Origin of the sequence: Vibrio panuliri (assembly GCF_009938205.1) — a bacterium.
Lineage (GTDB): Bacteria > Pseudomonadota > Gammaproteobacteria > Enterobacterales > Vibrionaceae > Vibrio > Vibrio panuliri.
The window spans coordinates 2,487,338-2,501,563 of sequence record NZ_AP019654.1 but is presented as its reverse complement, the minus strand read 5'-3'; the positions used below and the strand labels follow the sequence as shown (position 1 = coordinate 2,501,563).

The following is a 14,226-nucleotide window of genomic DNA, read 5'->3' as shown; positions in this document are numbered from 1 at the left end:
AATAGAGACAAAATTTTGGCGAAACCAGCAGTTTTTTTGGATCGTGATGGCGTTATCAACGTAGACCACGGCTATGTCCATGATGAGCACGACTTCGAGTTTATTGAAGGCGTTTTTGAAGCGACCAAAAAGCTAAAGCAGATGGGATATTTGCTTGTACTTGTGACCAACCAATCTGGCATTGCCCGTGGCATGTTTAGCGAAGATCGTTTTCTTTCCTTGACTCAATGGATGGATTGGAACTTTGTCGATAACGGTGTTGAACTAGACGGCATCTACTACTGCCCACATCATGCTGAACATGGACAGGGCGCTTACAAAGAAGATTGTGATTGTCGTAAACCTAAGCCTGGCATGTTTATTTCAGCGCGAGATTTCTTGAAAATTGACATGGCAAACTCGGTCATGATTGGCGACAAAGCTGAAGATATGATGGCGGCAGAAGCTGCGGGTGTGGGTACAAAAATTTTAGTTCGCACTGGTAAGCCAGTGACTGAACAGGGTGAATCCTTAGCGAGTGTGGTACTGGATAGTATTCGCGAAGTCCCTAACTATTTAAATAAATAGACTATTATTTAAAGGCTGCAGTTGCAGCCTTTATTATAACGGAGGTGACTATGTTCAGAGCCAGCATCTTAATGACCAGTGCTGTTCTCCTTGCGGGTTGTGCGACTAGCGACGACTCTTCCACTAACACTAACGACCAGTATGGCTATCAATATCTATGCAGTGGCGATAAAGAGTTCTTCGCTGATTTCTTAGTTGAAGAGCAAGGCGCGCTCGTCAAGGTTGAGGATGTCGATTACGCTTTGGTTCAAGTTCCTTCTGGTTCAGGTACACGCTACATGCTGCCAGAAAATGCTCAAAGCGAGATCCAGCCTGTGAATTTGTATACCAAAGGCAACTATGCGCGCTTAGAGCTAGGTCGTGAGATTTACAAAAACTGTGAAAGTCAATAATGTTAAGGGCTGAGGTTAGTTGAATTCGTGCTCGTTAACCTTAGCCACTGACATTGCCATCAATTACTTAAAACCCTGAAGTATGAACAAAAAACTGACCATTTTAGATATTGCGCGCCTATCAGGTGTGGGTAAATCGACCGTTTCCCGTGTATTAACCAATGATCCAAAGGTGAAACCGGAAACTCGCGCTAAAGTGGAACAGGTGATTGCTGATTCTGGATATGTTCCATCAAAGTCAGCGCAGTTAATGCGAGGGGGGAGTCAACGGGTCGTTGGGGTCATCATATCTCGTCTTGACTCACCTTCGGAGAACAAAGCAGTAGGAAGCATGCTTCAGGCTTTGTATCAGGCGGGATACGACGTTGTCATTATGGAAAGTCAGTTTGATCCCGACAAAACTCGCGATCATTTGAATGTCCTGAGACGTCGTAATGTTGATGGCGTAATTGTGTTTGGTTTTAGTGACTTAGACCTGACGCAGTTTGAGCAATGGCAAAATCGAGTGGTGGTGATTGCGATGGATACGCAGCAAGTTTCCTCGATTAACTACGACAATCATGGTGTGATTACGCATGCCTTAGATTACTTGCGCCAACAAGAAGTCGATCATATTGCCTATATTGGTGTGGATCCTTCGGATCGCACGACAGGGAAGTTACGGTTAGATGCTTACCTTAATTGGTGCCAATCTCAAGGGGTGACGCCGCACTATCAAACGGGTGATTTACACCATGAAAGTGCCTACCATCTGGTCGAGAAGGTACTCAATATAAGCACTCAAGCAATTGTTTGTGCGAGTGACACCCTTGCGCTGGGGGTGATAAAACGTCTTCAAGAGCTAGGGCGTGAAGATGTGATAGTCACGGGTGTCGGCGGAAATGAGCTACTGTCATTCCTGTTTCCCAATGTATTTAGCATTGATCCTGGTTATGCTCAAGCCGGCGAGAAAGCAGCTAAGTTACTCATATCTCAGATAAATGGTGAAGAATCGCTTGTTCACCTAACCCAAACGCCTCTCATTTTATAAACCACTAATTTAAAAGTGATTTAAAATTATACTGTGATCCTATTCAATTTATGGGACTGTTCCCATTTAGGGTTGTGATGAGTTCTGTCAATATATAATTAATGAATGGGAATGTTCCCATTTCTAATTAGAACGATAACAGAATGAACTCCAATAGGGTGGACAAGGTTATGAGTAAGATTGCCAAACAAGATGTCGAGCGCTTAATTGCTCTCGTTGGTGGCTCTGACAATATCGCAAGTGTCAGCCATTGCTTGACGCGCTTGCGTTTTGTTTTGAATGACACTGATAAGGCCGATGAGAAAGGGTTAGAAGCATTACCAATGGTAAAAGGTTGTTTTACCAATGCGGGTCAGTTTCAAGTCGTTATTGGCACAGAGGTAGACGAGGTTTATAAAGTACTGATTGCACTGGCAGGCAAAAGTGAGGCATCGAAAGAAGATGCTAAAAATGCCGCTCGCCAGAATATGAATGTGCTTGAGCGCGGAATTTCCCATTTAGCTGAAATCTTTGTCCCGCTTTTGCCTGCCATCATCACAGGTGGTTTGATCTTAGGCTTCCGCAATGTGATTGGCGACATCAAAATGTTTGATGGTCAGTCATTGACGCAAATCAGCCAATTTTGGGCGACGGTACATAGCTTTTTGTGGTTGATTGGTGAAGCGATCTTCTTCTTCTTACCCGTTGGTGTGTGTTGGTCAACCGTGAAAAAACTGGGTGGTACTCCAATCCTTGGTATCACTTTAGGTGTCACGTTAGTCTCGCCACAACTGATGAATGCCTACTTAATTGGTAAACAAGCGCCTGAAGTATGGGATTTTGGTCTATTTGTGATCGAGAAAGTGGGTTATCAAGCTCAAGTGATTCCTGCCATGTTAGCAGGGGTGGCGCTGGCGTTTATTGAGACTAATTTGAAACGCATTGTACCGTCCTACCTCTATTTGGTGGTGGTACCGTTTGTTTCTATTATCGTCTCTGTAGTACTTGCTCACTCGCTGATTGGTCCATTTGGTCGCATGCTTGGCGATGGTGTGGCGTTGGCAGCAAAAGCCGCGATGACGGGCGACTTTGCGGTGATTGGTTCGGTCATTTTTGGTTTCCTATATGCGCCGCTCGTGATCACAGGTATCCATCACACCACCAATGCGGTTGATCTTCAGTTAATGCAAGACCTAGGCGGTACCCCAATTTGGCCGTTGATTGCTCTTTCGAACATTGCTCAAGCCTCAGCGGTGGTTGGCATCATTATCATCAGTAAAAAACAGGGTGAGCGCGATATTTCCGTACCAGCAGCAATCTCCGCTTATTTAGGGGTGACGGAACCGGCAATGTACGGCATCAACCTCAAGTATAAGTTTCCAATGCTAAGTGCCATGTTTGGCTCAGCAGCCGCTGCAGCAATTTGTGGTATGTCAGGTGTAATGGCAAATGGTATCGGGGTTGGTGGTTTACCGGGCATTCTTTCGATTCAGCCACAATTCTGGGGTGTCTTTGCTATGGCGATGTTAGTGGCAATCGCATTGCCAATCGTTTTAACCCTGTTCTTCTATAAGCGTGCTCAAGCAAAAGGTGAGCTTGAAGCCGCAAACGCATAATTCTCTTTCCCACGGCAATGGACTTCAACGCCGTGGGCTTTCTTGAGCTGGACGTGGGCTCATCTGGTAAGTGAAAACTGTTATGACAATATTGAAACAGCCGCAAGATTGGTGGAAAACCGCCACGATTTATCAAATCTATCCGAAAAGTTTTTGTGATTCAGCAGATAAAGGAACGGGAGATATCCGCGGAATCATCTCTAAACTGGATTATCTTCAGCAGTTGGGTATCGACGCCATTTGGCTGACACCTGTCTATCAATCGCCGATGATTGATAATGGCTACGACATCTCCGACTACTACGCAATCAATCCTCAGTTTGGTGACATGGCAGACTTTGATGCTCTGCTTGAGCAAGCTCACCAACGGGGGATTCGAATTATAATGGACATTGTGGTCAACCATACCTCTACAGCGCATCAATGGTTTCAATCAGCGCTGGGCGATAAAAATAGCCCTTATCGTGACTACTATATTTGGCAAGATCCGGTCGACGGTGAGGCGCCTAACAACTGGCAATCCAAGTTTGGCGGGAGCGCTTGGGCTCTAGATGAAGCAACCAATCAGTATTATCTGCATCTATTCGCGACCGAACAGGCCGATCTTAACTGGGAGAACCCGCAAGTCCGTCAAGAAGTGAAGGATATTATTCGCTTTTGGGCGAAAAAAGGAGTCGATGGTTTTCGCTTAGACGTGATCAATCTGATTTCGAAACAACAAGACTTCCCTAACGATGATAGCGGTGATGGGCGACGCTTTTATACTGATGGCCCGCGTGTGCATGAGTATCTGCAAGAGATTAGTGCTGAGGTGTTTCAACAATATGGCAGTGTGACGGTAGGGGAGATGTCATCGACAACCCTTGAACATTGTCAGCAGTATTCTGCTCTAGATGGCAAAGAACTGTCGATGGTGTTTAACTTTCACCACCTAAAAGTCGATTATCCAAATGGAGAGAAGTGGAGCAAAGCCCCTTTTGACTTTATTCAACTCAAGCAGATCTTTAATCATTGGCAAACGGGTTTGAGTAATAACGGTTGGGGGGCACTATTTTGGTGTAATCATGACCAACCACGAGTCGTGAGTCGTTTAGGAGATGATCAACAATACCGAGTGGAATCAGCAAAGATGCTGGCGGCTTCTCTACATATGATGCAGGGAACGCCCTACATCTACCAAGGTGAAGAGTTAGGTATGACTAATCCGGGTTACCAAGATATTAGTCAGTATCGAGATGTTGAGAGCACCAATATGTATCAAATTATGGTTGAACAACATGGTGTTCAACATGATGAGATGATGGCGATCTTAGCGCAGAAGTCACGTGATAACTCACGCGCTCCAATGCAATGGGATGACTCAACACACGCCGGTTTTACTCAAGGTACGCCTTGGCTTGAGGTAGCAAGTAACTACTCACACATTAATGCACAAGCTGCGTTAGCAGACACTAACTCGGTGTTTTACTTTTACCAGCAATTAATCGAGTTACGCAAACAGCAACCCGTTATTACGCAAGGTAGTTTCCGAGATTTACTGCCACAAGATACACGTTGTTATGTGTATCTACGTGAAACCGAGACACAGCAGTTAATTTCAATCAGTAACTACTACGCTGACCCAGTTGAATGTCGTTTACCGCCAGAGATAGAGCTCGCGCGAGCGGAGTGTTTACTCACTAACTATACTCAACAGCCAATGGCTTTGTCGGAGAATGTGGTCGCGCTGCGCCCATATGAAACTCGCATTTTGTTAATCAACAAGTAACCCCCAATGCTCCTAGAGCAGCAAAAGGCTTTGGATTGTCCAAAGCCTTCGCTTTTTGCGTATTAGTACCTAGTTGTACTTTACGATGTATCGGTGTGGCTTATGGTTCATACCCAATACAAGGTTTAACGCTAAAACACCAATAATCGAATAGAGCAAAATGATCGGTTCGACAAAGAAATAGGAGGTAACCAAAATGGTCAAATCAATCGCCATTTGGGTTTTGCCGACAGAAATTCCAAACTTGTCCTGAACGTAGAGGCACAGCACATTGAACCCACCCAAGCTAGAACGGTGGCGGAACAAGATCAGCATACCTAATCCCATTAACAATCCACCTGCGATAGCGCAGTAGACGGGATTCACCATATCGACATGGATAACAAGGTGAAGGTGATCAGCAAAAAGCGAGACCAGAGCGCCTGAAATAGCGCTATTTAGGGCAAACTGCGTCCCAAAACGTTTCCAAGCGAGCAGGTAGAATGGGCAGTTAGTCAAAAAGTAGAGCGTGCCAAATGACCAAGGGACGACTTTGCTCAGCAGTAGTGCTAAGCCAGTGGTACCGCCAGTCAGTAAATGAGCAGCTTGAAGAAAGAAAATACCTTGCGCCACAATCAATGTGCCAGTCAAAATCGCGATCCAATCTTCTTTGCGAGTATGTTTTGCCATCAGAGACCAATTATTGAGTGAGCGAAAGCCGAGCATACTAAAGAAAAGTTCCCCTTTTAGGTAGCTTGAGAGCGAAATTTAGGGTAAATCTATGTAATCGTCATTTTACAAGGTGTAAAAATGTTAGTGATGGCGATCACAAAAATGTTGGACTAACATGACAAACCTTGAACCACATTATGAAAAAACTGCATGAGAAAAATTGTAATTTTCTCTTTATGACCTAGATCAAATTAGTTAAAATGCACGCCAATAGGGTGACGAAAACGTTTGCGTCGGGGTCGTTTACCAGTTTTTCGTAACTTTCAGTCAAAATCTGAGTCAGGAGATACAGATGCTTAAGCGTGATATGAACATCGCAGATTACGATGCGGAACTGTTCGCAGCTATCCAAGAGGAAACTCTTCGCCAGGAAGAACACATTGAACTTATCGCTTCTGAGAACTACACCAGCCCGCGTGTGATGGAAGCACAAGGTTCTCAGCTAACAAACAAATACGCTGAAGGTTACCCAGGTAAACGTTACTACGGTGGTTGTGAGTACGTTGATAAAGCTGAAGCGCTAGCGATTGATCGTGCATGCCAACTATTTGGTTGTGAGTATGCCAACGTTCAGCCTCACTCGGGTTCACAAGCAAACAGCGCAGTATATATGGCGCTATTGAACCCAGGTGATACCGTTCTAGGCATGAGCCTAGCGCATGGCGGTCACCTTACTCACGGTTCACCAGTCAACTTCTCTGGTAAGCACTACAATGTGATTCCTTACGGCATTGATGAAGCAGGCCAAATCAACTACGACGAAATGGAAGCTCTAGCGCTAGAGCATAAGCCAAAGATGATCATCGGTGGTTTCTCAGCGTACTCGCAAATTGTTGATTGGAAGCGCATGCGTGAAATCGCAGACAAGGTGGATGCTTTCCTATTTGTTGATATGGCACACGTAGCCGGTCTAATCGCAGCAGGTGTCTACCCAACACCAGTTCCACACGCTCACGTAGTGACAACGACCACGCACAAAACGCTAGCAGGTCCACGTGGCGGTCTAATCCTGTCAAACGCAGGTGAAGACATGTACAAGAAGCTGAACTCAGCAGTATTCCCTGGTGGTCAAGGTGGCCCGCTAATGCACGTAATCGCAGGTAAAGCGGTCGCGTTCAAAGAAGCAATGGAACCTGAGTTCAAAGCTTACCAAGCGCGCGTAGTCGAAAACGCAAAAGCAATGGTGGCGCAATTCCAAGAGCGTGGTTACAAAATCGTCTCAAATGGTACTGAAAACCACCTGTTCCTAGTTGATCTAATCGACAAAGACATCACAGGTAAAGATGCAGATGCAGCACTTGGTGCAGCAAACATCACAGTAAACAAAAACTCAGTACCAAATGACCCACGTAGCCCATTCGTAACATCAGGCATCCGTGTCGGTACACCAGCAATCACGCGTCGTGGCTTCACTGTAGAAGATTCAAAAGATCTTGCGAACTGGATGTGTGACGTACTTGATAACCTTGAGAATCAAGATGTTATCGAAGCGACAAAAGCGAAGGTATTAGAGATCTGTAAGCGTCTACCGGTTTACGCATAATTGACTGCATAGTGGTGTGAATTTCGTTGTCGAGCGTGCTCATTTACTTATGTAAACTGCGCGTGCTCTCCTAGAACTTCTTGCCACTATTTGCCAATGTTGATTTCAAACAACGCGCCTTTTCCTTGAACTAGAAGTGATTTAGTTTGAAATCGAGAGTTTATAAAGAGTCCTGCGGGGCTCTTTTTTTTGTTTTATCGCATGCTCATTTACTTATGTAAACTGCGCGTGCTCTCCTAGAACTTCTTGCCGCTATTTGCCAATGTTGATTTCAAACAACGCGCCTTTTCCTTGAACTAGACGTGAGTTAGTGTGAAACCGAGAGTTTTTAAAGAGTCCTGCTGGGCTCTTTTTTTCGTTATATCGCATGCTCATTTACTTATGTAAACTCCGCGTGCTCTCCTAGAACTTCTTGCCACTATTTGCCAATGTTGATTTCAAACAACGCGCCTTTTCCTTGAACTAGAAGTGATTTAGTTTGAAATCGAGAGTTTAGAAAGAGCCCTAGAGGGCTCTTTTTTTTGCCTATTTTCGTAGAATTAGAGGCGAAATGCTGCGAAAAAGAGATTTGTGAGTGTGAAATAGTGCTTTAGCTGGTTTCTCAGCTCTCAGCTCTCAGCTCTCAGCTCTCAGTTCTCAACTCTCAACTCAGCGTTTTCACTTTGAGATACTCAATAACGTGCCGGATTTACACTTAAATGAGTAGTAGCGTGAGCTTTCACTAAATTTCCCCAGCCCCTCGCCATCGCAATAGTCGATGTTGATATCGCGCATGGTCTCTAGAGTGTCTTCTTGGGTTAAGGCAAATTTCGAACCATCAGAGCACTTGATCCTCACTCTACCGTCGTCGCTGACCGAGTAAATATCGACTTCGGTATTACATAGCTCAAACGAGGCTTCTCTATAATGATCCTGTTGTGAGGCTGAACTGCAGCCGAGTAGTAGTGTACAAATGCCTAAACTAAGTAAAATGCTTTTTTCCATGGCGATACCTTAATAATCCAAACAGGTCGGTAACTCGACGAGTCAACTGAGAAAATCTGATTTATTAAGCCTAGAAGTGCATATTTGTTGCTGCAAGATAGAACGGCGTTTTTTGTGGAAAAACAATAAAAAAGACCAGCATATTGCTGGTCTTTCTCATGACTAGGACAAAGTTTGGTTACTTAACTTCAATACCTTGTGCTTGCATATCCGCGTGGTAAGAAGAGCGCACAAACGGACCACACGCAGCGTGGGTAAAGCCCAGCTCTAATGCGATCTCTTTAAGCTCATCAAACTCAGATGGCGGAACATAACGTTCAACTGGCAAATGGTGACGGCTTGGCGCAAGGTATTGACCGAGAGTCAGCATCGTTACACCGTGGGCACGCAGATCTTTGAGAACTTCGATGATCTCTTCTTTCGTTTCACCGAGTCCCATCATAACGCCAGATTTAGTTGGGATCTCTGGGTGTTGCTCTTTGAATTTCTTCAGTAACTCAAGCGACCACTTGTAGTTTGCGCCTGGGCGAGCTTTGCGATACAAGCGTGGTGCGGTCTCAAGGTTGTGGTTGAACACATCTGGTGGATTGTCTTTAAGCAGATCAAGCGCCACGTCCATACGACCACGGAAATCAGGTACCAGTGTTTCGATCTTGATATTTGGGCTAAGCGCACGAATTTCACGATTACAATCAGCAAAGTGTTGAGCGCCGCCATCACGCAGATCATCTCGGTCTACCGAGGTGATAACCACGTATTTCAGCTTCATATCTTTGATGGTCTGTGCCAGTTTTTGCGGCTCATCAGATTCTGGTGTTAGCGGGCGGCCATGGGCAACGTCACAGAATGGGCAACGGCGAGTACAAATTGCGCCAAGGATCATAAATGTTGCAGTGCCGTGGTTAAAACACTCCGCAAGGTTAGGGCAAGAGGCTTCCTCACAAACTGAATGCAGGTTGTTCTTACGCATCGCAGATTTGATGTCTTGGATGCGTTGGCTATCTGCAGGTAGCTTGATCTTCATCCAGTCAGGCTTGCGCAGTACTTCTTTCTGCTCAACAGGCATGTTCTTGACAGGAATCAGTGCCATCTTATCAGCATCACGGTATTTGATGCCTTTTTCCATTTGGATTGGTTTACTCATGCTTCTATTTCTTATCGTTTGGGACTTCTGTGCTGACTTCGATTTGCTGGTAATCCAACAAAGTCACGAGTTCTTTCAATAATTGCTCAGCCACAGTATCAACGTTATCAGGACCACCAAGCTGGCTAACTTGAACCATTTCCATTCCCGCATAACCGCAGGGGTTGATGCGTAAAAATGGTGCGAGGTCCATGTCGATGTTGAGCGCCAGCCCATGAAACGAGCAACCTTTGCGAATGCGTAATCCTAGTGAGCAGATCTTTTTGTTATCTACGTAAACACCAGGGGCGTCAGCTCGGGCTGCGGAGTCGATATTGTATGCTTTCAGTGTATTGATCACGAGGTTCTCAATGCGCGTGACGAGATCTCGCACACCAATATTTTTCCTACGCAGATTGATCAGGAAGTAAACCACCAGTTGTCCGGGGCCATGGTAAGTCACTTGACCACCTCGGTCACTTTGCACCACTGGGATATCACCCGTATTTAACAGGTGCTCTGCTTTGCCTGCTTGGCCTTGGGTAAAAACAGGGTTGTGTTCAACAAACCACACTTCATCGAGGGTATTCTCATGACGTGTGTCTGTGAACTCGTGCATTGCGCGCCAAATAGGCTCGTAATCCTGCTGTCCCAGATGCTTCACAACCAGAGTTTGTTGCATTCCTGAGTCCATCATTCATCAATAAAGAGGCTCGATTATAAACCGCTTTGACAGTTGGAACTATATGTTGATAACACATTATTAACCCTGAATAATGTGCAAGAATTTTATCTATTTGATAAATAACAAAAAAAAGCAGCCGAAGCTGCTTTCAAAAATAATTTATTTTTTCAAATAAAATTATAGAACCATGCGTACGATGTCGATTTCGCCAAGCTCTTTGTACAACGCTTCTACCTGTTCGATAGACGTCGCTTTAATGGTAACAGAGACTGCGTGGTAGTTACCTTTTGAGCTTGGTTTCACCGTTGGACTGTAGTCACCTGGAGCATGGCGTTGTATCACTTCAAGAACCTTTTCTGGAAGTTCAGGCTTTGCGTAGCCCATTACCTTGTAGGTAAATTTACAAGGGAACTCTAGCAGGTCTTTCAGTTTTGCGTCAGAGTTGATAGTCAACATGTTGGAAACTCCAAGTTGGAATATAGATCTAAGCAGCGCGGGATCTTACTGCCAATCAGGTTTAATCTCAAGATTATGCGGGAGTAAAACAAAAGCCGCCTTTGTAGAGGCGGCTTCGTCACTTATTCAGTGGTTGAGATTAGAAGAAGCTTTTTACCAGCATCACAATGTAATCCCATAGACGACTGAATAGACTACCCTCTTGAACATCTTCTAATGCAAGAAGTGGGTACTCTGCAATATCTTCACCATCTAGTTGGTAGTATAGCTTACCAACGACATCACCCTTACTAATTGGGGCTTCTAGTTCTTTTTCAAGTACGAAGCTCGCTTTTAGGTTCTTCGCTTGACCGCGAGGAAGCGTGACGTAGGTATCTTGGTCTAAGCCAAGCGCAACCATATCTTTGTCGCCCATCCAGACTTTTTCTTCAACAAATGTCTCACCAGCTTTGTGTGGTGCGACAGTTTCGAAAAAGCGGAAGCCGTAGCTGAGCAGCTTTTTGCTCTCAGATTTACGTGCATTGGCGTTCTTGGTTCCCATTACTACCGCAACTAGACGCATTTTGCCTTCTGTTGCTGAGCTCACTAGGCTGTAACCAGCATTACTTGTATGGCCTGTTTTAATGCCATCAACGTTCATGCTTTTATCCCACAGTAGACCATTACGGTTGTACTGGGTGATACCGTTGTAAGTGAATTTCTTCTCTGAGTAGATACGGTACTCTTCTGGTACATCACGAATTAACGCAGAACCTAGCAATGCCATATCGTAAGGCGTTGAGTAAAGTGCATCGTTGTCTAGGCCGTGTACGTTCGCGAAGTGCGAATCTTTCATACCTAGAGAGTTTGCCCATGCATTCATTAAATCAACAAACGCATCTTCTGAGCCAGCAATGTGCTCAGCCATTGCGACACAAGCATCGTTACCCGACTGGATAATGATACCGCGGTTAAGATCTTTGACTTTTACCGTCGTGCCAACTTCGATGAACATCTTAGAAGAGTCAGGGAAGTTCTTCGCCCAAGCATTTTTACTGATGGTGACATCATCATTTTCACTGATGTTGCCACGAGCAAGTTCTTGACCAATCACGTAGCTGGTCATCATCTTGGTCAAGCTAGCTGGAGATAACTTAGTGTTCATCTCTTTTTCTGCTAACACTTTACCTGAATGGTAATCCATCAGTACGTAGCCTTTCGCTGCGATTTGTGGTGGATCAGGGACAACTACTGGTGATGCAATCACTTGAGACGCAAAAGTGGTTGAAAGCGCAATAGAAGACGCAAAAACGGTTTTAAGTAACGTTGTTTTTTTCATATTGACTACAGGTTTATCTTGAACTGTCCATATCTTAACAGAAACCTTGCCTCAAACTAGTCGAGGAGGCGATCTGAATGTGTTGGAATCTAATTTTTTCTGACGAAGGCACTCGAATAGCCCAATAGTTTAACTTGTTCTAACGTTTTTTGCGTCAGGGCATAGTCATCAAATGGGCCTAATATCACTCGGTGAATGTTATCTTCAGAGTTTACATAGCTTGCCACTGAGAGTTTTTGACCAAGATCTTGCGCTAAAGTTTCCACGCGATCTTTATGTTGTGATGAAGCCACTTGGATCTGAAATTGGGGCAGCGCTTGTTTTTTTACTTGTGAGGTCGGTTTTTCAACCGTAATCACTTCTATCTCTACGTTGGCCGTACCCGTCTTTATTACATCCAGTTTTGTTGCGGCGGCAAAACTGAGGTCGATAATACGTCCTGGATGGAAAGGTCCTCTGTCGTTGACACGCACCACAGTGCTTTTGCCATTGTCGGTATTGGTCACTTTCACATAACTTGGTAGTGGCAGTTGCTTATGCGCTGCCGACATTGAGTACATGTCATACACTTCACCGTTTGAGGTCAGATGACCATGAAACTTCTTACCGTACCACGATGCTTGGCCTTTCTCTTTAAAACCTTTTGGGTCTTTGATGATTTGGTAACGTTGACCACGCACGGTATAGTTTTTGTTCCCACCTAAGCTGTAGGCTTCATATTGAGGAATCGCTTCCTCGATATGCTCGACGGACATAGGTTGATCAGGCGCAACGTCATTTTTAATATCATAGCGCTCTTCTTGGTAGCGATCCGACTGAGACAGTGGCGGTGTTGTTGGTGTTTTCTCTGGCTCTGAAGGTGAAGAAGAACAACCAACGATAATGCTACTAAGCAAGATGAGTGCTGCGATTTTTTGGATTGAATTCATTAATTAGTTTGCCTTCGAGAACGCTTTTTTATGAGTGTGAATAGACATCAAAATGCCAAAACCGGCCATAAGGGTAACCATTGAGGTTCCGCCATAGCTAATTAAAGGTAGCGGTACGCCGACAACAGGGAGAATTCCGCTAACCATACCTATGTTTACAAATACGTAAACGAAAAAACTTAATACGATACTGCCAGCCATCATCCGACCAAAAGCCGTTTGTGTTTTACTGGCGAGAACGAGGCCGCGACCGATAATAAACAGGTAAATACTGAGTAAGGCTAAAATGCCAATCAGGCCCCACTCTTCAGCGATAACAGCAAAAATAAAGTCGGTATGTCGCTCTGGTAAAAATTCCAGTTGAGATTGCGTGCCTTGCAACCAGCCTTTACCGGCCACACCGCCGGAGCCTATCGCAATTTTACTCTGAATAATATGGTAACCGGCACCTAATGGATCTGACTCTGGGTTAAACAGGGTTCTTACTCGCACTTTCTGATACTCGCGCATCAAGAAAAACCATAGCACGGGGAGGAAAGCGCCCAATGCACAGAGTGCGGCAAAAATGATTTTCCAACTAATCCCCGCGAGGAAAATAACAAACACACCCGAGGCGGCAATCAAAATTGATGTACCTAAGTCGGGCTGCTTGGCAATCAAAATCGTTGGCACCATGACCATGACTAACGACATCACAATCGTTTGGAAAGTGGGTGGTAACGCTCGACGACCAATATAGCGTGCCACCATCAATGGCACGGCAAGTTTGAGGAGCTCGGAGGGTTGAAAACGCACAATACCCAAGTTTAACCACCGCTGCGCACCCTTGGAGGCTTCACCAAAAAATAGCACGCCAAACAGCAGCAGTACGCCAGCAAAAAACATCAGTGGAGCAAGGCTTTCATAGGTTCGCGGTGGTATTTGTGCTAGCAGGATCATCACACCTAGCGACAACCCCATCCGCATCGCTTGCCGATCCATCATTGCAAAGCTCTGGCCGCTTGCACTGTACATCACAACTAAACCAAATCCCATCAAGACTAGAATACCTAGTAGCAGCGGCAGGTCGATGTGGAATCGTTCAAATAGAGAACGGTTTTGGCCTGTAGGATGGGCAAAGTCCAT

14 protein-coding genes are annotated in these 14,226 nt (G+C 45.0%); 6 read left to right on the top strand and 8 right to left on the bottom strand.

Going from position 1 to position 14,226, the window contains the following annotated elements; genetic code table 11:
• Window positions 1–15: 15 nt before the first annotated feature.
• From gmhB to treC, 5 genes are all read left to right on the top strand, one after another.
• Window positions 16–567 (top strand): D-glycero-beta-D-manno-heptose 1,7-bisphosphate 7-phosphatase, encoded by a 552-nt coding sequence (gene gmhB, locus GZK95_RS11385; protein WP_075706691.1) that lies wholly within the window; start codon window positions 16–18, stop codon window positions 565–567.
• 50 nt (window positions 568–617) lie between these two features.
• Window positions 618–959: an MliC family protein gene (locus GZK95_RS11380; RefSeq protein WP_075713328.1), complete on the top strand. Its 342-nt coding sequence runs from the start codon at window positions 618–620 to the stop codon at window positions 957–959.
• 82 nt (window positions 960–1,041) lie between these two features.
• Complete coding sequence (treR, locus tag GZK95_RS11375) at window positions 1,042–1,989, top strand: trehalose operon repressor TreR (protein ID WP_075713326.1); 948 nt, start codon at window positions 1,042–1,044, stop codon at window positions 1,987–1,989.
• Window positions 1,990–2,159: 170 nt separating this feature from the next.
• A complete protein-coding gene (treB, locus tag GZK95_RS11370; RefSeq protein ID WP_075706688.1) occupies window positions 2,160–3,584 on the top strand; it encodes a PTS trehalose transporter subunit IIBC in 1,425 nt (474 codons plus the stop codon).
• Between the two features lie 82 nt (window positions 3,585–3,666).
• A complete protein-coding gene (gene treC, locus GZK95_RS11365; RefSeq protein ID WP_075713324.1) occupies window positions 3,667–5,352 on the top strand; it encodes an alpha,alpha-phosphotrehalase in 1,686 nt (561 codons plus the stop codon).
• Window positions 5,353–5,421: 69 nt separating this feature from the next.
• On the opposite strand, the gene GZK95_RS11360 is transcribed toward treC, so the two are convergent.
• On the bottom strand, window positions 5,422–6,021 hold the full coding sequence (locus tag GZK95_RS11360; protein ID WP_075713378.1) for a YitT family protein: 600 nt from the start codon (window positions 6,019–6,021) through the stop codon (window positions 5,422–5,424).
• Window positions 6,022–6,355: 334 nt separating this feature from the next.
• Here GZK95_RS11360 and glyA point away from each other — a divergent pair, with 334 nt between their 5' ends.
• Window positions 6,356–7,606 (top strand): serine hydroxymethyltransferase, encoded by a 1,251-nt coding sequence (gene glyA / locus GZK95_RS11355; RefSeq protein WP_075706686.1) that lies wholly within the window; start codon window positions 6,356–6,358, stop codon window positions 7,604–7,606.
• A gap of 657 nt (window positions 7,607–8,263) precedes the next feature.
• Here the strand turns inward: glyA and GZK95_RS11350 are convergent.
• From GZK95_RS11350 to rodA, 7 genes are all read right to left on the bottom strand, one after another.
• Window positions 8,264–8,590, bottom strand: a complete 327-nt coding sequence (locus GZK95_RS11350; RefSeq protein ID WP_075706685.1) for a hypothetical protein — start codon at window positions 8,588–8,590, stop codon at window positions 8,264–8,266.
• Between the two features lie 178 nt (window positions 8,591–8,768).
• Window positions 8,769–9,734, bottom strand: a complete 966-nt coding sequence (lipA, locus tag GZK95_RS11345) for a lipoyl synthase (RefSeq protein ID WP_075706684.1) — start codon at window positions 9,732–9,734, stop codon at window positions 8,769–8,771.
• 4 nt (window positions 9,735–9,738) lie between these two features.
• The gene (lipB, locus tag GZK95_RS11340; RefSeq protein WP_075706700.1) at window positions 9,739–10,395 is read right to left on the bottom strand and encodes a lipoyl(octanoyl) transferase LipB; all 657 of its coding nucleotides are present in this window, start codon (window positions 10,393–10,395) and stop codon (window positions 9,739–9,741) included.
• Between the two features lie 180 nt (window positions 10,396–10,575).
• Window positions 10,576–10,854, bottom strand: coding sequence for a DUF493 family protein YbeD (gene ybeD, locus GZK95_RS11335; RefSeq protein WP_075715848.1), 279 nt, complete (start codon window positions 10,852–10,854; stop codon window positions 10,576–10,578).
• Window positions 10,855–10,993: 139 nt separating this feature from the next.
• On the bottom strand, window positions 10,994–12,172 hold the full coding sequence (locus GZK95_RS11330; RefSeq protein WP_075706683.1) for a serine hydrolase: 1,179 nt from the start codon (window positions 12,170–12,172) through the stop codon (window positions 10,994–10,996).
• 89 nt (window positions 12,173–12,261) lie between these two features.
• Window positions 12,262–13,101 (bottom strand): septal ring lytic transglycosylase RlpA family protein, encoded by an 840-nt coding sequence (locus GZK95_RS11325; protein WP_075706682.1) that lies wholly within the window; start codon window positions 13,099–13,101, stop codon window positions 12,262–12,264.
• A 3-nt stretch (window positions 13,102–13,104) separates the two neighbouring features.
• A complete protein-coding gene (gene rodA, locus GZK95_RS11320) occupies window positions 13,105–14,226 on the bottom strand; it encodes a rod shape-determining protein RodA (RefSeq protein WP_075706681.1) in 1,122 nt (373 codons plus the stop codon).